This is a genomic window from Brenneria izadpanahii (assembly GCF_017569925.1).
Lineage (GTDB): Bacteria > Pseudomonadota > Gammaproteobacteria > Enterobacterales > Enterobacteriaceae > Brenneria > Brenneria izadpanahii.
The window spans coordinates 5,190,354-5,210,944 of the sequence record NZ_CP050854.1; the positions used below are offsets into that span (position 1 = coordinate 5,190,354).

Annotated in this window: 16 protein-coding genes; 10 read left to right on the forward strand and 6 right to left on the reverse strand. The window is 53.5% G+C overall.

Annotated features, from left to right (window positions below):
• Positions 1-10: 10 nt before the first annotated feature.
• From spoT to HC231_RS23205, 5 genes are all read left to right on the forward strand, one after another.
• A complete protein-coding gene (gene spoT / locus HC231_RS23185; protein WP_208229054.1) occupies positions 11-2,110 on the forward strand; it encodes a bifunctional GTP diphosphokinase/guanosine-3',5'-bis pyrophosphate 3'-pyrophosphohydrolase in 2,100 nt (699 codons plus the stop codon).
• Positions 2,111-2,115: 5 nt separating this feature from the next.
• Entirely contained in the window at positions 2,116-2,808 is a 693-nt protein-coding gene (gene trmH, locus HC231_RS23190) for a tRNA (guanosine(18)-2'-O)-methyltransferase TrmH (RefSeq protein ID WP_208229055.1), read from the forward strand.
• Positions 2,808-4,889 (forward strand): ATP-dependent DNA helicase RecG, encoded by a 2,082-nt coding sequence (gene recG / locus HC231_RS23195; protein ID WP_208229056.1) that lies wholly within the window; start codon positions 2,808-2,810, stop codon positions 4,887-4,889. The genes trmH and recG overlap by 1 nt, the downstream gene beginning before the upstream one ends.
• Before the next feature lie 161 nt (positions 4,890-5,050).
• The gene (locus HC231_RS23200; protein ID WP_208229057.1) at positions 5,051-6,442 is read left to right on the forward strand and encodes a nucleobase:cation symporter-2 family protein; all 1,392 of its coding nucleotides are present in this window, start codon (positions 5,051-5,053) and stop codon (positions 6,440-6,442) included.
• 159 nt (positions 6,443-6,601) lie between these two features.
• The gene (locus HC231_RS23205) at positions 6,602-8,293 is read left to right on the forward strand and encodes an AsmA family protein (RefSeq protein ID WP_208229058.1); all 1,692 of its coding nucleotides are present in this window, start codon (positions 6,602-6,604) and stop codon (positions 8,291-8,293) included.
• Positions 8,294-8,317: 24 nt separating this feature from the next.
• Here the strand turns inward: HC231_RS23205 and fabY are convergent, their stop codons facing one another.
• From fabY to typA, 4 genes are all read right to left on the reverse strand, one after another.
• The gene (gene fabY / locus HC231_RS23210; protein WP_208229059.1) at positions 8,318-9,259 is read right to left on the reverse strand and encodes a bifunctional GNAT family N-acetyltransferase/hotdog fold thioesterase; all 942 of its coding nucleotides are present in this window, start codon (positions 9,257-9,259) and stop codon (positions 8,318-8,320) included.
• 141 nt (positions 9,260-9,400) lie between these two features.
• On the reverse strand, positions 9,401-9,838 hold the full coding sequence (dtd, locus tag HC231_RS23215) for a D-aminoacyl-tRNA deacylase (RefSeq protein WP_208229060.1): 438 nt from the start codon (positions 9,836-9,838) through the stop codon (positions 9,401-9,403).
• 72 nt (positions 9,839-9,910) lie between these two features.
• Complete coding sequence (yihX, locus tag HC231_RS23220) at positions 9,911-10,522, reverse strand: glucose-1-phosphatase (RefSeq protein ID WP_208229061.1); 612 nt, start codon at positions 10,520-10,522, stop codon at positions 9,911-9,913.
• Between the two features lie 144 nt (positions 10,523-10,666).
• Positions 10,667-12,484 carry a ribosome-dependent GTPase TypA gene (gene typA, locus HC231_RS23225; protein WP_208229062.1) on the reverse strand — a complete coding sequence of 606 codons (1,818 nt, stop codon included), beginning with the start codon at positions 12,482-12,484 and terminating at the stop codon, positions 10,667-10,669.
• 368 nt (positions 12,485-12,852) lie between these two features.
• On the opposite strand from typA, the gene glnA reads away from it, so the two are divergent.
• The 4 genes from glnA (at position 12,853) to HC231_RS23245 (ending at position 17,396) form a co-directional block, all read left to right on the forward strand.
• Positions 12,853-14,262: a glutamate--ammonia ligase gene (gene glnA / locus HC231_RS23230; RefSeq protein ID WP_208229063.1), complete on the forward strand. Its 1,410-nt coding sequence runs from the start codon at positions 12,853-12,855 to the stop codon at positions 14,260-14,262.
• A gap of 286 nt (positions 14,263-14,548) precedes the next feature.
• The gene (gene glnL, locus HC231_RS23235) at positions 14,549-15,598 is read left to right on the forward strand and encodes a nitrogen regulation protein NR(II) (RefSeq protein ID WP_208229064.1); all 1,050 of its coding nucleotides are present in this window, start codon (positions 14,549-14,551) and stop codon (positions 15,596-15,598) included.
• Positions 15,599-15,606: 8 nt separating this feature from the next.
• On the forward strand, positions 15,607-17,019 hold the full coding sequence (gene glnG, locus HC231_RS23240) for a nitrogen regulation protein NR(I) (RefSeq protein WP_048636756.1): 1,413 nt from the start codon (positions 15,607-15,609) through the stop codon (positions 17,017-17,019).
• Between the two features lie 254 nt (positions 17,020-17,273).
• Positions 17,274-17,396: a YshB family small membrane protein gene (locus tag HC231_RS23245; RefSeq protein ID WP_208229065.1), complete on the forward strand. Its 123-nt coding sequence runs from the start codon at positions 17,274-17,276 to the stop codon at positions 17,394-17,396.
• A 74-nt stretch (positions 17,397-17,470) separates the two neighbouring features.
• Here HC231_RS23245 and hemN read toward each other — a convergent pair whose 3' ends face one another.
• Both hemN and yihI read right to left on the reverse strand, forming a co-directional pair.
• Positions 17,471-18,844, reverse strand: coding sequence for an oxygen-independent coproporphyrinogen III oxidase (gene hemN / locus HC231_RS23250; protein ID WP_208229066.1), 1,374 nt, complete (start codon positions 18,842-18,844; stop codon positions 17,471-17,473).
• A 252-nt stretch (positions 18,845-19,096) separates the two neighbouring features.
• The gene (gene yihI, locus HC231_RS23255) at positions 19,097-19,627 is read right to left on the reverse strand and encodes a Der GTPase-activating protein YihI (RefSeq protein WP_208229067.1); all 531 of its coding nucleotides are present in this window, start codon (positions 19,625-19,627) and stop codon (positions 19,097-19,099) included.
• Positions 19,628-19,896: 269 nt separating this feature from the next.
• Here yihI and yihA point away from each other — a divergent pair, with 269 nt between their 5' ends.
• Positions 19,897-20,502: a ribosome biogenesis GTP-binding protein YihA/YsxC gene (gene yihA, locus HC231_RS23260; protein WP_425490568.1), complete on the forward strand. Its 606-nt coding sequence runs from the start codon at positions 19,897-19,899 to the stop codon at positions 20,500-20,502.
• Positions 20,503-20,591: the final 89 nt, after the last annotated feature.

The following is a 20,591-nucleotide window of genomic DNA, read 5'->3' on the forward strand; positions in this document are numbered from 1 at the left end:
CGAGTCCCCCTTGTACCTTTTTGAAAGCCTGAATCAACTGATTAAGCGTTATCTGCCCGAAGAGCAGATTAAACGTTTACAGCAAGCTTATGTCGTCGCGCGTGATGCTCACGAGGGGCAAACACGCTCCAGCGGCGAACCCTATATCACGCACCCGGTCGCCGTGGCCAGTATTCTGGCCGAGATGCGCCTCGACTATGAGACGCTGATGGCCGCCTTGCTGCATGACGTGATAGAGGATACGCCCACCACCTATCAGGATATAGAACAGCTCTTCGGCAAGAGCGTCGCTGAACTGGTGGAAGGCGTCTCTAAACTGGATAAGCTGAAATTTCGCGATAAGAAAGAAGCGCAGGCTGAAAACTTTCGCAAAATGATTATGGCGATGGTGCAGGATATTCGCGTTATTCTGATAAAACTGGCCGACCGTACTCACAACATGCGCACGCTGGGCGCGCTTCGCCCGGACAAACGCCGTCGCATCGCCCGCGAGACGTTGGAAATATACAGTCCGCTGGCGCATCGGCTGGGTATCCATAATCTGAAAACCGAGCTTGAAGAACTGGGTTTTGAAGCGCTCTATCCCAACCGTTACCGCGTAATCAAAGAGGTGGTCAAGGCCGCTCGCGGCAACAGGAAGGAGATGATCCAGAAAATCCTTTCCGAGATCGAGGGCCGCTTGACCGAAGCCGGAATCGCCTGCCGCGTAAGCGGCCGCGAAAAGCATCTGTACTCTATTTACTGCAAAATGCACCTGAAAGAGCAGCGTTTCCATTCCATTATGGATATTTACGCCTTCCGGGTGATCGTTAAAGAAGTAGATACCTGCTACCGCGTGTTAGGCCAGGTTCATAGCCTGTATAAGCCGCGCCCCGGACGGGTAAAAGACTATATCGCCATTCCCAAGGCCAACGGCTATCAGTCGCTGCATACCTCGCTGATTGGCCCGCACGGCGTGCCGGTGGAGGTGCAGGTCCGTACCGAAGATATGGATCAGATGGCGGAAATGGGCGTGGCCGCGCACTGGGCCTACAAAGAAGGCGAAAGCAGCACCACGGCTCAGGTTCGCGCGCAACGCTGGATGCAAAGCCTGCTGGAGTTGCAGCAGAGCGCGGGCAGTTCGTTTGAATTCATCGAAAGCGTGAAGTCCGATCTCTTTCCGGACGAAATATATGTGTTCACGCCGGAAGGCCGAATCGTGGAATTGCCGGCCGGCGCCACGCCGGTCGACTTCGCCTATGCCGTGCATACCGACATCGGCCATGCCTGCGTCGGCGCCAGAGTCGATCGCCAGCCTTATCCGCTGTCCCAATCCCTAAGCAGCGGTCAAACCGTCGAGATCATTACCGCGCCCGGCGCTAGACCCAACGCCGCCTGGCTGAACTTTGTCGTCAGCTCCAGAGCCCGCGCTAAAATTCGCCAGATGCTGAAAAACCTCAAGCGCGACGACTCCGTCAGCCTGGGCCGGCGCTTGCTTAGCCACGCCCTGGGCAGCGGCCGTAAACTTTCAGAGATCCCGCAAAAGAATATTCAGATTGAGCTGGATAGAATGAAGCTCGCTACGCTGGACGATCTGATGGCGGAAATCGGATTGGGTAACGCGATGAGTGTCGTGGTGGCGAAAAACCTGCTGAATGAACCAGCTCAGTTGAATAACGCCGGGCCGCACAAATTGCCGATTAAAGGCGCGGACGGCGTGATGATCTCGTTCGCCAAATGTTGCCGCCCGATTCCGGGCGATCCGATTATCGCGCATGTCAGTCCCGGCAAGGGATTGGTTATCCACCACGAATCCTGCCGCAATATTCGCGGTTACCAGAAAGAGCCAGAGAAGTTTATGGCGGTAGAATGGGATAAGGTGACCGAGCAGGAATTTATCGCCGAGATCAAGGTGGATATGTTCAACCATCAGGGCGCGTTGGCGAATTTGGCGTCCGCCATCAATGCCGCCAACTCAAACATCCAGAGTATCAATACGGAAGAAAGAGACGGCCGCGTGTATAGCGCGTTTATCCGTCTCACAACGCTCGACCGCGTTCATCTGGCGAATATTATGCGCAAGCTGCGCGTAATGCCGGATGTAATAAAAGTTAACCGTAACCGAAATTAAACGTTATGACGCCTCAACGCTATGCACGCATAAGAGAGATGCTGACCTGCCGTCAGCCCGATCTGACCATTTGCATGGAGCAGGTGCATAAGCCGCATAATGTTTCCGCGGTTATTCGTACCGCCGATGCGGTGGGCGTCCATCAGATTCACGCCATATGGCCCACCAAAAAGATGAGAACGCTGGTTTCCTCCGCGGCCGGCAGCAATAGTTGGGTACAGGTTAAAACGCACCGCACGATCGGCGATGCGGTCAGCCACCTGAAAATGGCGGGCATGCAGATTCTGGCAACCCATCTTTCCGAACAGGCCGTCGATTTTCGCGAAATTGATTACACCCGCCCGACCTGCATTCTGCTGGGTCAGGAGAAGAGCGGTATTAGCGCGGAAGCGCTGAAACTGGCCGATCGGGATATCATTATCCCGATGACGGGCATGGTGCAGTCGCTGAATGTCTCCGTTGCCTCGGCATTGATTTTGTATGAAGCGCAGCGCCAGCGTCAGCTAGCGGGCATGTATCTGCGCGAAAACAGCCCGCTGGATGAAGAAGATCAGCAGCGGTTGCTGTTTGAGGGCGGCTACCCGGTGCTGGCCCGTGTCGCCAAACGTAAAGGTCTGCCTCGTCCTTATATCGATAACAGCGGTCAAATCGTTGCCGATACGTCCTGGTGGGCGTCAATGCAATCCTCGGAGTGCTGATGAAAAGCCGTCTGCTGGATACCCAACCGTTGAACACGCTTGCCGGTGTGGGAGCCAGTCAGGCCGCCAAACTTGCCCGCATCGGGCTGGAAACCGTACAGGATTTATTGTTTCATCTGCCGTTACGTTACGAAGACCGCACCCATCTTTACCCCATCGGCGATCTTCTCCCCGGCATGTATGCCACCGTAGAAGGCGAAGTCCTGCGCAACGATATCACCTTTGGCCGTCGCCGCATGCTGACCTGCCAGATTAGCGATGGCAGCGGCGTACTGACCATGCACTTTTTTAATTTCAACGCGGCGATGAAAAACAGCCTGGCGCCCGGCCAGCGTGTTACGGCCTATGGTGAAATCAAGCGGGGTAAAATCGGCGCGGAAATTATTCACCCGGAATACCGCATCCAGGGCGATAACAGCCAGATCGAATTACAGGAATCACTGACGCCGGTTTATCCCACCACCGAAGGCGTGCGTCAGGCAACGCTGCGTAAGCTTACCGATCAGGCTTTGGCGCTGCTGGACGCCAATCCCATCGATGAACTGCTGCCGGAAGAGCTAAGCCGATCGCTGATCAGCCTGCCTGAAGCCCTGCACATCCTGCATCGTCCGCCGCCGGATATGCAGCTCGGCGAACTGGAGCAGGGGAAGCACCCGGCGCAGCAGCGGCTGATTATGGAAGAGTTGCTGGCGCACAACTTAAGCATGCTGGCCGTTCGGGCCGGGGCGCAGAGCTATCGCGCGTTACCGCTGCCGGTAAATGACACGCTGAAGCAACGGCTGCTCGCGATTCTCCCTTTCTCGCCGACGCAGGCGCAGGCGCGGGTGGTTGACGAAATTGAAGCCGACCTGGCAAAAAATATCCCCATGATGCGACTGGTGCAGGGAGATGTCGGGTCAGGGAAAACGTTGGTTGCCGCACTAGCCGCCCTGCGCGCGATTGCGAACGGCAAACAGGTCGCGCTGATGGCGCCGACAGAGCTGCTGGCGGAACAGCATGCCCATAATTTTCGCCAGTGGTTTGAGCCATTGGGAATTGAAGTGGGCTGGCTGGCCGGCAAACAGAAAGGAAAAGCCCGCCAGGCCCAGCAGGAGGCCATTGCCGGCGGCCAGGTATCCATGGTGGTGGGTACGCACGCCATCTTTCAGCAACAGGTCAAATTCAACGGCCTGGCGCTGGTGATTATTGATGAACAACACCGCTTCGGCGTACATCAGCGTCTGGCCTTGTGGGAAAAAGGCGAAGAGCAGGGCTTCCATCCTCATCAGTTGATTATGACCGCCACGCCAATCCCCCGAACGCTGGCGATGACCGCTTACGCCGATCTGGATACCTCGGTTATCGATGAACTGCCGCCGGGAAGAACGCCGGTCACCACCGTCGCCATAGCGGATTCGCGCCGTAACGACGTGATCCAGCGGGTTAACAATGCCTGCCGGCAAGAGGGGCGTCAGGCCTACTGGGTTTGTACCCTGATTGAAGAATCCGACCTGTTGGAAGCCCAGGCGGCCGAAGCAACCTGCCAGGAGTTGAAAGCCGCATTACCGGACATCAACGTCGGGTTGGTTCACGGGCGAATGAAAGCGCAGGAAAAACAATCCATTATGGAAGCCTTTAAACAAGGCGAGCTCCAACTGCTGGTGGCGACAACGGTGATTGAAGTCGGTGTCGACGTACCGAATGCCAGCCTGATGATTATCGAAAACCCGGAGCGGCTGGGGCTGGCCCAGCTTCACCAACTGCGCGGGCGCGTTGGGCGGGGAGCGGTGGCTTCCCACTGCGTGCTGCTTTATAAAACGCCGTTAAGCAAAACCGCGCAAAAGCGGCTTCAGGTGCTGCGCGACAGCAACGACGGTTTTGTTATCGCACAGCGTGATTTGGAAATCCGCGGACCGGGTGAATTATTAGGTACGCGCCAAACCGGCAATGCTGAATTTAAAGTCGCCGATTTACTTCGCGATCAGGCATTGATCCCGCAGGTACAGCGCGTCGCCCGCCATCTCCACCAGCGCTATCCGGAGCACGCCCGCGCCTTGATCGAACGCTGGCTGCCGGAGCGAACCCGTTATACCAATGCCTAACAGCGCCCCCGCCGCACGCAGACGCCGTTTAATATCCCTCTAAATAATAAGGCATTATCAGCCAAACAAATTTCATATTAGAAACAGTGTTCCGCAAACGTTTGCTTTTATAAAGGAGCGCATTAAAATGCCCTCTTTGTCGTTTTGGAACGCCAACTATTATGACCACCACCACGGATATTCCCCAGACAGAAGCGCCTGCCGCCGCGCCGCGCCGCAGTGAATTGATCTACCGCCTGGAAGACAGACCTCCCCTTCCGCAAACGCTATTTGCCGCCAGCCAGCATCTGCTGGCGATGTTTGTCGCGGTGATAACCCCCGCCTTGCTGATCTGTCAGGCGCTGGGGTTGCCGGCGCAAGACACGCAACACATCATCAGCATGTCGCTGTTTGCCTCCGGACTGGCCTCTATTCTGCAAATAAAAACCTGGGGGCCGGTGGGATCGGGGTTGCTGTCCATCCAGGGCACCAGTTTTAACTTCGTCACCCCGTTGATTATGGGCGGGCTGGCGCTGAAAAACGGCGGCGCCGACGTCCCCACCATGATGGCGGCGCTGTTCGGCACATTGATGTTCGCCTCTTGTACGGAAATCATTCTATCCCGCTTCCTGCACCTTGCCCGGCGGATTATTACGCCGCTGGTCTCCGGGGTGGTGGTGATGATAATCGGCCTGTCGCTGATTCAAGTCGGCCTGACCTCCATCGGCGGCGGTTATGCCGCAATGAATAATAATACCTTTGGCGCGCCGAAGAACCTGCTGCTGGCGGGGATCGTGCTGTTGGTCATTATCCTGCTGAACCGCCAGCGTAACCCTTACCTGCGCGTGGCATCCCTGGTGATTGCCATGGCGATCGGTTATCTGGCAGCCTGGCTGATGGATATGCTGCCGAATAGCGCCCCGGCGGAACAGAGTTCGTTAATCATGGTGCCCACGCCGCTGTATTACGGTCTGGGTTTTGACTGGAATCTGCTGATCCCGCTGATGCTGGTCTTTATGGTGACGTCGCTGGAAACCATCGGCGATATCACCGCGACGTCCGACGTATCGGAACAACCGGTCAGCGGCCCTCTGTATATGAAACGGTTGAAAGGCGGCGTACTGGCAAACGGGCTGAACTCGTGTTTGTCCGCTATCTTCAATACCTTTCCGAACTCCTGCTTCGGCCAGAATAACGGCGTAATCCAGCTTACCGGCGTCGCCAGCCGCTACGTCGGTTTTGTCGTGGCGCTGATGCTGATTATTCTGGGGCTGTTCCCTGCCGTCAGCGGCTTCGTACAGCATATTCCAGAGCCGGTGCTCGGCGGCGCCACCATCGTCATGTTCGGCACCATCGCCGCCTCCGGGGTACGTATTGTGTCGCGCGAACCGCTGAACCGCCGCGCCATCATGATTATCGCGCTCTCCCTGGCCGTCGGACTGGGCGTTTCGCAGCAGCCGCTGATCCTGCAATTCGCGCCTGACTGGATAAAAACGCTGTTCTCATCGGGTATCGCCGCCGGCGGTATCACGGCGATTGTGCTGAATCTGATTTTCCCGCACGACGAAAAATAATACTTATTGCTTCAATAATTTCTGATACGCATGGATAAAAGCGACCGAGGATGCAACAGCGGTCGCTTTTTACTGTCTGTAACTGCATTATCTATTGAGCCGTTAAGGTAATTGCGGCATAAAAACAGATATCCCTGACGATTGGCATGGACTGACACGATGAGATTTATCGGGAAATTATTGCTGACTATACTGCTGCTGGCATTGCTGGCGCTGGTTATATTGTATGTATTACTGCAAACCACCTGGGCCTCTGGCCGGATCAGCAATTGGGTGAATCAAAACACCGACTATCAGGTGTCGTTGGGGAAAATCGACCATGACTGGTCTGAACCCGATCATATTCTGCTGAAAGAGGTTATCTTCGGTCATAAAAACCAGCCGCCGACGCTCACCGCCAAACAGATTTCCGCGGGGCTCAGCGCACGCCAGATAACCGAACCCCGTCATTTCTCCAGTCTGGAATTAGAAGGCGGTTCGCTGAATCTGTCGCCAACGGCGGCAACGTTACCGATCGAAGCCGACGTTTTACAACTGCGAACGATGGCGCTTCAGACACAGGACGATAACTGGAACTTAAACGGTCAGCAGGTCAACGGCGGGATCACCCCCTGGCGGCCGGAAGAGGGATATTTATTAGGCAAACAGGGGCATTTTCAACTCAGCGCCCGCTCACTGCGGCTCAATGATGTCCCCGCCAGCCAGGTTCTGGTGCAGGGCGAGATTAATCAGAATCAGCTTACCTTAAGTAATTTTGGCGCGGACGTGGCGCAAGGCCAGTTAACCGGCAACGCCAGCCGGGCGGAAGATGGAAGCTGGCAGATCGGCAACCTGCGCCTTAGCAAGGTCCGTTTGCAAACGCCGAGAACCATACAGGAATTCTGGCAGCCGATCACCACATTGCCGTCGGTCTCCGTCTCCCGTTTTGATTTGATTGATGCCCGTATCGAAGGGCCGGGATGGGCATTTATCGATCTTGACGTCACCCTGCAGAACGTAACGTTCAAGCAGGATGACTGGCAAAGCGATGGGGGTGAGCTAGCGTTCAACGCCACCGATATTGTTAACGGCAATATGCATCTGATCGACCCTATCGTTAACCTGGCGCTGTCCCCGGATGGCGTTGAAATCAAACAGTTCACCACCCGCTGGGAAGGCGGCCTGCTACGCACCAACGGCAACTGGCAACGCAGCGATCACCGCTTGCAGCTAAATGAATTTGTTGTGGCGGGGATGGAATACACGCTTCCGAGCGACTGGCTTCAGCGCTGGCAAACAACGTTGCCGAACTGGCTGGCGGAAGTGGATATCAAAAAGTTCACCGCGAACCGTAATCTACTGATTGATATCAACCCGGATTTTCCATTTCAGCTTACCGCGCTTGATGGGTACGGCAGCGATCTGCTGCTGGCCCGAAACCATCAGTGGGGCGTTTGGGGCGGCTCGCTGAATTTAAACGCCAGCGATGCCACCTTCAATAAGGTCGACGTCCGTCGTCCATCATTGGCGTTAACCGCCAACGACAGCCAAATTTCATTCACCGATCTCAGCGCCTTTACACAAAACGGCTTGCTGGAAGCGAAAGCGACTATCGCTCAAAGCCCCAGCCGGGCATTTTCAATTACGATGACCGGGCGCTCGGTGCCCTCGGATGTTTTAACCCGCTGGGGATGGCCTGCTGAAATTGCGCCGTCAGACAACACCAATCTGCAATTGCAGCTAAGCGGACAACTCGCAGCCAATACGCCGCTGAAACCCACGCTAAACGGCTCATTACAAGGCGTCGGTCATGATGGACAGCCAATCAGACAGCAAATACAGCAGGGCGCGGTAACGGAGACATCGCCGTAAAAAGCATCGGATGATGGGGCGGCGTCACCTGATTTCGGAACCGCCCTTCTCCAGAGGCGTTTCCGGCGTAACGGGTAATACGATATAGACGCCTTCAAACAACGAGCCCTTTTTACCATCCCCGAACAGCTCGACTTTTAATTGAACCCTAGCTTTGCGTCCGCGGGCCAGGCGATCCAGATCGCCGCTCAATGAGCCAAGATCGGCGATGGCGCTCGGCCTGCCGGTGACCGGGGTGCTATAGCGGATGTGCGCATCGGCCAGAATAATCGTGCCGCCTAAATGCCTTTCTCGCAGCAGCAACCAGATCAATCCCCATCCCGTTAGGGTGGCGAGAGAAAACATGCTGCCGGCAAACAGGGTACGATGAGGATTCTGGTTGCCGGTTTCCGGCATGGTGGTGATAAATTTCTGCCCGGTGTACTGACTGATTCGCACTCCCATTTTTTCACTCAACGGAATGCGATCATACCAGGCTTGCTGTAACTGTCCGCACCAATCCGGCCGATGCAGAATATCATCCAGCGTCTCTACCGGTTTGATCATCAGAAAATGCCGTATTGGCGTGGTTTGCGGTGCGGCAATCTCGCCCTGGTTAACGAAGCCCAATTTGGCGAAGAATTCCATCGCATCCTCGCGAGCGCTACAGACGACGCGTTTTACCCCTTCCTGGCGCGCTACGGACTCCAGCGTCATCGCCAGCAACGTTCCCAGCCCCTTTCCCCTGACATCGGGATGAACCGCCAGAAAGCGGATTGACGCTTCGTTATCCGCATTGATGGACAATCGGCCAATCGCCACCAGCCGCCCCTGTTCATCCACCACCGTCTGATGATGCGCCAAAGCATCATAAGCATCGCGTTCAGATCCCAGCGGTTGATGCAGCGGTTTACGCAACATTTCCCAACGGAATTGATAGTACGCATCAAGTTCTTCTGCGGTTTGCGGTACTCTCAGGTGATACATAAACAGGCCTCATGAAAAAAGAGTGACGGGGCTTTTAGTTTTTAATTTTAAATATCGAGATACCTGAATCCGCCACGGGCGAGGCTTCCTACGATAACCTCATCCTCTGGCGCCTTCCAACACATTAATTACGCAACGTTTTTATACTTGCAGCCAGAATGTCACCGGCCCGTCATTAACCAACGACACTTTCATATCCGCCGCAAAACGGCCGGTTTCAGTGCGAATACCTTGTTCGCGGCACTGTCCGACAAAATATTGGTACAGGCGATCGGCCTCCGCCGGGTGCGCGCCACGGGAAAAGCTGGGGCGCATTCCTTTTTGGGTATCGGCCGCCAGCGTAAACTGCGATACCACCAATACGCTGCCCCCGGCCTGGCGGACATTGAGATTCATTTTGCCATTGTCATCGCTGAATATACGGTAACCGAGAACCCGCTCACAAAGGCGCGCGGCTTTTGGCTCGTCATCATTTTGCTCAACGCCCAATAACACCAACAGTCCGGTTCCTATTTCTCCAACGATCGCATTTTCTACAGTAACGCTAGCGCTGGAAACCCGTTGAATTAACGCGATCATCGAATGTTACCGCTCCTGTTTTCATTATTCTGCAAGAGCCATAGCGAATATGCGCTCCTTCCAGGTTTGACTTTACTCACTGACAGAGGCGGTTTGCGCGGCAAAAAAGTCCGGAACCACCTGACGGTCTTTAACCAGAATGCTGCGGATACCCAGCGCCTGAGCGGCGGCGATATTGGCGGGGTTGTCATCAAAGAAGATGGATTGATCCGGCGTAACCCCTTCCTGCGCCAACAGGTGGTGATAGATAGCCGCTTCAGGTTTACGCGCGCCGATATCCTGAGAGAGATAAAGACGATCTGCCGCCTCTTCCACTTCCGGGAACAACACGGGCCAATGACCGCAATGCAAACGATTGGTGTTGGAAAGGATCACCACCCGGTGCCCTTCTTTACGAAGCAACTGCATGATATTGATGACTTCGGGACGCAATGCGACAAAAATAGCCTGCCAGCCTGCGGAAAACTGCTCAAAGCTCAGCGCGATGCCCATTTCATGGCATAACTGCTCGGCAAACGCTTCATCACTGATTTCACCGCATTCATGCTGTTCAAAGGTTTCGCCCATCACAAACCGCTCTTTCAGAGTGGCCAGCGGCGCACTGCTCAACCTGCTCCATACGCCTAATACACGGTTGAAATCAATATCAATGACAACATTGCCCAAATCAAAGATATAAAGCATGGCACTTTCCTTCTGCTGTAACCGTAGGATTTTTTACTGTAACGGGAAATGGCAAAACTGAACAGCGGGGAGATCAAAGCGAAGTGTATCAATAAAACTCAGGGCACCCGAAGGTGCCCTGTTATACGCCAAACGGCAGAAAAATCAGTTTCCGCCGCGATTAGCGCGTCGACGATCGTTTTCCGTCAGATAACGCTTACGGATACGAACCGACAGCGGCGTTACTTCAACCAGTTCGTCATCATCGATAAACTCCAGCGCCTGCTCCAGCGACATTTTGATTGCCGGAACCAGCGTCGTCGCTTCATCCGTACCGGAAGCACGCATGTTGGTCAGTTTCTTACCGGTCAGGCAGTTTACCGTCAGATCGTTGGAACGGGAGTGGATACCGATGATCTGGCCTTCATACACTTCCGCGCCGTGACCCAGGAACAGTTTACCGCGATCTTGCAGACCGAACAGCGCAAACGCGACGGCTTTACCCTGACCATTGGAAATCAGCACGCCGTTCTGACGTTGGCCGATATCGCCCGGACGTACGTCATCGTAGTGGCTGAAAGTGGAGTACAGCAGACCGGTACCGGATGTCATGGTCATGAATTCGGTACGGAAGCCAATCAGGCCGCGAGCCGGGATCAGGTAATCCAGACGGATACGACCCTTGCCATCCGGGACCATGTTTTTCACATCGCCCTTACGTTCGCCCATGGCCTGCATGACCGCGCCCTGGTGCTGTTCTTCAATATCCAGCGTGACGTTTTCGAACGGTTCCTGATTGCGGCCGTCGATAACGCGGTTGATAACTTTCGGACGAGATACCGCAAGTTCAAACCCTTCGCGGCGCATGTTTTCAATCAGTACCGACAGATGAAGTTCGCCACGGCCGGAAACACGGAACGCATCCGCATCTTCCGTTTCTTCAACGCGCAGCGCCACGTTGTGAACCAGCTCTTTTTTCAGACGATCCAGGATCTGACGAGAAGTCACAAACTTCCCTTCCTTGCCACAGAACGGAGAGGTGTTAACACAGAAGAACATGGTTACCGTCGGCTCATCAACGCTCAACGCCGGCAACGCTTCAACCGTATTGGGATCGCAGATGGTATCGGAGATATTCAGCTCACCCAAACCGGTGATGGCGATGATATCGCCCGCTTCCGCCAGCGTGGTTTCGATACGTTCCAGGCCCATATGGCCCAGGACTTTACCGACTTTACCGTTGCGGGTTTTCCCTTCGCTGTCGATAATCGTGACCTGCTGGTTAGGTTTGACCACGCCGCGTTTGATACGGCCGATGCCGATAACGCCGACATAGCTGTTGTAATCCAACTGGGAGATCTGCATCTGCAAAGGACCGTCGCGATCGACCTTCGGCGCGTCAACATGTTTGACGATCGCTTCAAACAGCGGCGTCATATCGCTTGCCATGTCGTTATGATCCAGACCGGCAATGCCGTTTAATGCGGAAGCATAAACGATGGGGAAATCCAGTTGTTCGTCCGTTGCATCCAGGTTCACGAACAGGTCGAACACCTGATCGACAACCCAGTCTGGACGGGCGCCAGGACGGTCAACTTTGTTGATTACCACGATCGGCTTCAGACCATTAGCAAATGCTTTTTTGGTCACGAAACGGGTCTGCGGCATCGGGCCATCCATTGCATCAACGACTAACAGCACCGAGTCAACCATCGACATTACACGTTCAACCTCACCGCCGAAGTCGGCGTGTCCGGGGGTATCCACGATATTAATGCGGTAGTCTTTCCAGTTAATGGCGGTATTTTTGGCGAGAATGGTTATTCCACGCTCTTTCTCCAAATCGTTGGAGTCCATTACACGTTCGGTTGCTTCTGTACGTTCTCCGAAAGTTCCGGATTGTTGCAACAACTTATCGACCAGGGTGGTTTTCCCATGGTCAACGTGCGCAATAATGGCGATGTTACGCAAATTTTCGATCACAGCTTTGCCTCAGGCATTTAGAAATAGCGCGCTATTGTACACGTATTAATCGAGAGACTAAACAGGATCACAAGCATCAATCGTAAACAACCCGATACTGCTTACTTTGTGATCCCTTTCACGGTGCAAAAACGCTACAAGCGATCATTAATGCACCACACTAGTGCATTAGTTCGCAAATAAAGCACCATTTTGGTGCTACAAGCTATAATGGTGCAGCGTGTCTTGAGGGGAAAGCCCCAAGTGGCAACACATAGCATTAATTTAAAAAGTTGGCACACTTTTAGCTTTAGTCTACTCACGGTAACAACATCAATCTACAACGATATTCGTTCCACGACGATAAATGACAATCGGGAGAACCAAGTATGTCCGCAGAACACGTTTTGACGATGCTGAATGAACATGAAGTAAAGTTCGTTGATTTACGCTTTACTGATACCAAAGGCAAAGAACAGCACGTCACCATTCCAGCTCACCAGGTTGACGCCGACTTCTTCGAAGAAGGCAAAATGTTTGATGGTTCCTCGATTGGCGGCTGGAAAGGTATTAACGAATCCGACATGGTACTGATGCCAGATGCCAGCACCGCAGTCCTCGATCCTTTCTATGAAGAAGCCACGCTGATCATCCGCTGTGACATTCTGGAACCAGGCACCATGCAGGGTTATGACCGCGACCCGCGCTCTATCTCTAAACGTGCTGAAGACTTCCTGCGTTCTTCCGGTATCGCCGACACCGTACTGTTTGGGCCGGAACCTGAATTCTTCCTGTTCGACGACGTTCGTTTCGGCAGCAGCATCTCCGGCTCTCACGTCACTATCGATGACATCGAAGGCGCCTGGAACTCCAACAAAGAATACGAAGGCGGCAACAAAGGCCACCGTCCGGCAATCAAAGGCGGTTACTTCCCGGTTCCTCCGGTCGATTCATCACAGGACATCCGTTCCACCATGTGTCTGACCATGGAAGAAATGGGCCTGGTTGTTGAAGCGCATCACCACGAAGTGGCAACCGCTGGTCAGAACGAAGTGGCAACCCGCTTCAACTCCATGACCAAAAAAGCGGATGAAATCCAGATTTACAAATACGTTGTCCATAACGTCGCTCATGCTTTCGGCAAAACCGCAACATTCATGCCGAAACCGATGTTCGGCGACAACGGTTCAGGTATGCACTGCCACATGTCTCTGTCCAAAGACGGCGCAAACCTGTTCTCCGGCGACAAATACGGCGGCCTGTCCGAAACCGCGCTGTACTACATCGGCGGTATCATCAAACACGCCAAAGCGATCAACGCGCTGGCCAACCCGACCACCAACTCTTACAAACGTCTGGTCCCTGGCTACGAAGCGCCGGTCATGCTGGCTTACTCCGCTCGTAACCGTTCCGCTTCCATCCGTATCCCGGTGGTCGCCAGCCCGAAAGCGCGCCGCATTGAAGTTCGCTTCCCGGATCCGGCAGCCAACCCATACCTGGCATTCTCCGCGCTGCTGATGGCCGGCCTGGACGGTATCATCAACAAGATCCATCCTGGCGATGCCATGGATAAGAACCTGTACGATCTGCCGCCGGAAGAAGCGAGCGAAATCCCAACCGTAGCCGGTTCTCTGGAAGAAGCGCTGAACGCGCTGAATGCAGACCGTGAGTTCCTGACCCGCGGCGGCGTATTCACCGATGATGCGATCGATGCTTATATCGCGCTGCGTAAATCAGAAGACGACCGCGTTCGCATGACTCCGCATCCGGTTGAGTTTGAACTGTACTACAGCGTTTAATTACTAAGCGCTTAACCGCCGGTAGTCCGATCGCGCTGACGTTCGGGCTGCCGTAAGACAGCTAATTTATTGATGTTATGTTTTTGTGATGGGTTTTGTTCATGCCCGTCGCATCAGGAGGGCCGTCGCGGCGCGACGTTAAAAATTTCTCCTGGAAATTTTTTGTTGCCGTGGAAACTTTTCAGCCCATCTTATGATGGGCTTTTTTCTCCACGGGCTCTGAAGTTGCTACATCATATCTATAATCTACAATACTATGCACTCATATGGTGCGGGAGTCTGCGTTATGGCAACAGGCACGCTGCCCGATGCTGGGCAGATCCTAAATTCTTTAATAAACAGCATATTGTTATTGGATAACGATCTGGCTATTCATTATTCCAACCCGGCGGCGCAACAATTATTGGCCCAGAGTTCCCGTAAATTATCAGGTACGCCTCTGCCAGATTTGCTGGGATATTTTTCTCTGAATATAGATTTGATGCGTGAGAGTCTGGATTCAGGGCAAGGTTTTACGGATAACGAAGTCACCATTGTTGTAGACGGCAAAGCGCACATCATGTCGCTCACCGCCCAGCGGATGCCCAACAGTTTCATTCTGCTGGAGATGGCGCCGATGGATAACCAACGCCGCCTTAGCCAGGAACAACTTCAGCAGGCTCAACAGCAAGCTGCCCGCGATTTGGTCAGAGGGCTGGCTCACGAGATTAAAAATCCGCTTGGCGGATTACGCGGAGCCGCGCAGCTGCTCTCGAAAGCATTGCCTGATCCAACGTTGACCGAATATACCAAAGTCATTATCGAACAGGCGGATCGCCTGCGTAATCTGGTCGACCGGCTGCTTGGCCCGCAACAGCCCGGCCTGCACGTCACGCAAAGCATCCATCAGGTTGCGGAACGCGTATGCCAGCTGGTTTCCCTGGAAAAACCAGATAACGTAACGCTGGTAAGGGATTACGATCCAAGCCTGCCGGAACTTACTCACGATCCGGATCAGATAGAGCAGGTTTTGCTGAATATCACTCGTAACGCGTTGCAGGCTTTAGGAAAGGAAGGCGGCACCATTACCTTACGAACCAGAACCGCATTTCAGCTCACTTTACATGGTGTCCGTTATCGCCTTGCCGCTCGCATTGATATTGAAGATGACGGGCCCGGCGTTCCCGCGCAATTACAGGATACATTGTTTTATCCCATGGTAAGCGGACGCGAGGGCGGCACCGGTCTGGGATTATCGATTGCCCGCAACCTTATCGATCAACACTCCGGTAAAATTGAATTTAACAGTTGGCCAGGCCATACCGAATTTTCGGTTTACCTGCCCATTCGCCAGTGAGGTTCACAATGCAACGAGGGATAGTCTGGATTGTCGATGACGATAGCTCCATCCGTTGGGTACTCGAGCGTGCGCTCACTGGCGCGGGCTTAACCTGCGCCACATTCGATAACGGGAATCAGGCGCTGCACGCGCTGGCGACGCAAACGCCGGACGTACTGCTGTCAGATATCCGTATGCCGGGAATGGACGGACTGGCGTTATTGCAGCAGATAAAACAACGGCATCCGATGCTGCCGGTCATTATTATGACGGCGCATTCCGATCTTGACGCCGCCGTCAGCGCTTATCAACAGGGCGCTTTTGATTATTTACCAAAACCATTTGATATTGATGAAGCGGTCGCCTTGGTCGAACGCGCAATCAGTCACTATTTGGAACAACAGCAGCCCGTCCGCAACCAGCCAATGAATGGCCCGACAACGGACATCATCGGCGAAGCGCCTGCAATGCAGGATGTATTCCGGATTATCGGCCGTCTTTCACGCTCTTCCATTAGCGTATTAATCAATGGCGAATCCGGTACGGGTAAAGAGCTGGTCGCCCATGCTTTACACCGCCACAGCCCGCGGGCCAAAGCGCCGTTTATCGCGCTGAACATGGCGGCGATTCCAAAAGATTTAATCGAATCTGAATTGTTTGGCCATGAGAAAGGGGCGTTTACCGGCGCTAATCAAATCCGTCAGGGTCGGTTTGAGCAAGCGGACGGCGGTACGCTGTTTCTTGATGAAATCGGCGATATGCCGCTGGATGTTCAGACGCGTTTATTGCGGGTGCTGGCCGACGGTCAGTTTTATCGGGTAGGCGGCTATGCGGCGGTTAAGGTCGATGTACGAATTATTGCCGCCACGCACCAGAATCTTGAACTGCGGGTGCAGGAAGGAAAATTCCGTGAAGACCTCTTTCACCGCCTGAATGTCATTCGCGTCCATTTGCCTCCGTTGCGTGAACGCCGCGAAGATATTCCTCGTTTGGCGCGCTATTTCTTACAGGCGACCGCCAAAGAGCTGGGCGTTGAACCCAAAAACCTTCATCCGGAAACGGAAACGGCGCTGACAAGGCTGCCGTGGCCGGGTAACGTGCGCCAGTTAGAGAATACCTGCCGTTGGTTGACCGTGATGGCCGCCGGGCAAGAGGTGTTAATTCAGGATTTACCTCCTGAGCTTTTTGAAACAACCGCGCCGGACGCCACAGTACATATGCTGCCGGATAGTTGGGCAACCCTGTTGGCGCAGTGGGCCGACAGAGCGCTACGCTCCGGTCATCAAAACCTGCTGGCGGAAGCGCAGCCGGAAATGGAAAGAACCTTGCTCACCACGGCATTGCGTCATACGCAGGGTCATAAGCAGGAAGCCGCGCGTTTGCTGGGCTGGGGGCGCAATACCCTCACGCGGAAGCTGAAAGAACTGGGCATGGAATAGCCCATACTGCGTTTTTTGCCAGAATACCGGTAAATGTCTTAGCAACGGCGATGCCGCCCGCTTGGCAGGCAAACACGGTGATGAGGTCGCCTCGCACCGTGATCGCCCTGGTATTTCGATGCGTGGACGATCGGTATTAGCTAAAAATCAGGCGATGACAAAAACGCAAACTACCGCACGAAATTGTCGTTAATTTATACTTTACATGCCTGAAGTCAGCAGTATGATCGTGTCGCTGATTCGGGAGGAGTACTATGCTGGATTCTTTAATTTCCGTGGTGACACACGGCGCTGAAATAGGCTCAGCGGCAAGCCATACGCCGCAGACGGCTATCGCAGCAATACTGTGTGCCGCTCTGATTAACTTCTTTAGTTAATGTTCAGGCCATATCTCAGGCCTGAATCTTGACTAAAGCTGTATAAAACAGCCGCACAAAGCGGCTGTTTGTTTTTAAATCACTTTGGAAAACTGCTGCTTGCGCATTTTATCCCGCAGATAGATATCGAAGCACATACAGATATTACGAATCAGTAAACGCCCTTTCGCCGTCACCACAAGGCCGGCGTCCTTAATCTCGACCAGCCCATCCTGCGCCAATGGGGCCAGCATGCGTAGATCCTCAGCAAAATAGAGGCGGCAATCAATACCGTATAACGCCTCGATCGCCGCGTAATCCAGTCGGAAATTACAAATCAGGCTTTTGATTACGTCGCGTCGGATACAGTCGTCGTGCGTCAGGCGCAATCCCCGCCACAGGGCGTCGCCATGCTCGCGCACTTTGTCATAGTAGACTTTCAGTACCTTCTCATTCTGCATGTAACTATCACCGATCATACTAATCGCCGACACGCCCATGCCCAGCAGATCGCAATCTCCCTGGGTCGTATAGCCTTGAAAATTGCGATGTAATTTCCCAGCCCGCTGAGCAATCGCCAGTTCATCATCCGGGCGGGCAAAGTGGTCCATCCCAATAAACTGGTAACCGGACTGGGTTAAGGTGGCGATGGTTTCTCGCAGAATATCCAGCTTCTGCGCCGGAGTCGGTAAATCCGCTTCCTTTATTTTCCGCTGGGCGGCAAACAGGCTGGGCAGATGGGCATAATTAAAAACGCTGAGACGATGCGGACTCAGTTCAGCAACGCGTTGCAGAGTAAAAGCAAAACTCTCCGGCGTCTGTTTCGGCAAACCGTAAATCAAATCAATATTGGTTGACGTGAATCCAAGCGACTTGGCCCGCTCAATCAGCGCAAAGATAAATGACTCATCCTGCTCGCGGTTTACCAGCCTTTGCACTTCTTTATTAAAGTCCTGCACGCCCATGCTAAGACGGTTGAATCCCTCAGCATGCAGATGATCGATAATATCAAGTTCAATTTCCCGCGGATCGATCTCCAGCGATAGCTCCGCCCGCTCGGAAAACGAAAATTGATCGCGCAACAGCGACATCAAACGGCCGATCTGCGCTTTAGTCAGATAGGTGGGCGTACCGCCGCCCCAATGCATCTGCGTCACCGTTCGTCCGGCAAATAACGGCGCACGCCGGCGAATTTCCTGCTCCAGCGCATTCAGATACTCATCGGCCTTATGCCGTTGACGCGTAACCAGCTTATTACAGCCGCAGAAATAACACAGCCGATGGCAAAAAGGGATGTGGATATATAGCGAAAGCGGGCGGTCCGGGTAACGTGCGATCGCCTGCTGAAAAGCCGGTTCATCATAGCTTTCGCTGAACTCTAACGCGGTGGGATAAGACGTATAACGAGGCCCGGAATAATTATATTTTTGGATCAGGGCCAGATCCCAGTCGACGGCCTGCTCAGACATGATGCTCACTCCTTCCAGTCTTTTTTATTATCGGGCGTCCCGCCCGCCCCTTCAGGGCGTCACATAGTGACGTTAAAAATGCTCCCGGCGTTTTTTTCTGGCCGAGCGCGCCGGCATCGGCGCCTGCCGCCCTTTAAAAACCGTACGATGCAGCAGAGCCTTTCGTTTCGACAGGAGCCATAGTTTGCCCAGCAGGCAAAAAAGATAAAACGCGACGAGTAATGTTAGCAGCAGGAACAACAACTTCATTGATTAAAAATCGTCTTTCGAACTATTACGCTTCAGAAGTTGCAGCATATCTTCCTTTTGCTCCTCTTCGTCATCGTCGCCCAGTTCAATTCCAAGCTGCTCCATCAATATATCGATGCGATCTAATGTCTCATCGACCCAGGTTTGATCTTTGGCGCTTAGCGTCTCTCCATTATCCATACGGTCCAGCAGCTCATCCAACCGAGCGTCGTTTTCCAGCTGCGCCAGCTCTTCCTCTGGCGACAGGGCGGCCGCTTTCGCTTCAGGCGCGGAAAATTTCGGCTTGGTTGTTGCTTTTTCTTTAATCCCAAGCGGAACCGGCTTCTTGCTGCCGATACGGGGATCGGCGACCTTGCGCTGCCCGGCGGCGTTACTTGCTTGTCCGGTTTCCTGAGCGCGGCTTCCCGCCGCATTACCGCGATGTTTTTTCTGCCGTTTCCGATCGCGTGCTTCCTGATTTAATTCCTCTCGGCTTTTTCTTTTCATTTTCGGTTTGGTGGCGTTACCACCAGATCCCTTAACTGGTCGGTTCATAATGGCGCTCTCAGGTACACAGGTGAAGGTAGTTGCGGCGGAATCTAGCAGAAAGCCCGGCAATAAAAAAGAGCACACATCGACCAATGATGCTTTTCGTCATTTCAGGGACAATCCAAGCTACGCCTAATAGGTTTGGCGATATAAAGTATAAACATAGTCCTAAGGTACAGATAAAACCGCCTTTACCGTCAGTTACAGGTATAATCCCCAACCAGACATAGATCCAGACAGAGATAATCATTGTGACCCAGCAATATAATTACCACATGACGCATTTTGTCATCAGCGCCCCGGATATTCGCCACCTGGCAACAGATAGCGGTATTGAAGTTGCCTTTGCTGGGCGCTCTAACGCCGGAAAATCCAGTGCATTAAATACGCTGACCAATCAAAAAAATCTGGCCCGCACCAGTAAAACGCCTGGAAGAACGCAGCTCATCAATATGTTTGAAGTTGCGGAAGGCGTGCGTCTGGTCGACCTGCCCGGTTATGGCTATGCCGAAGTTCCAGAGGAAATGAAGCTCAAATGGCAGCGGGCCTTAGGGGAATATCTCCAGAAACGGAATAGCCTGAAAGGATTGGTGATACTGATGGATATTCGCCATCCGCTGAAAGATCTCGATCAGCAAATGCTTTCATGGGCGGTCGAATCGCAAATTCCGGTCTTGGTTTTGCTGACCAAAGCAGACAAGCTGGCTTCCGGCGCGCGCAAGGCGCAACTCAACATGGTGCGTGAAGCGGTATTGCCATTTATGGGTGATATTCAGGTGGAGGCGTTTTCTTCACTGAAAAAATTGGGCGTGGATAAGCTACGCCAGAAGCTTGATAGCTGGTTCAGTTCTCTAGAGGGAAACGAGCAGGAAAGCGAATAATCGGATTATGTGGCGTGCAAAAACGCCGCCCATCCCTTTTAACTTCTCAGATGGTTTTACCAAATAACCGCTCAGTACGATTAAAAATG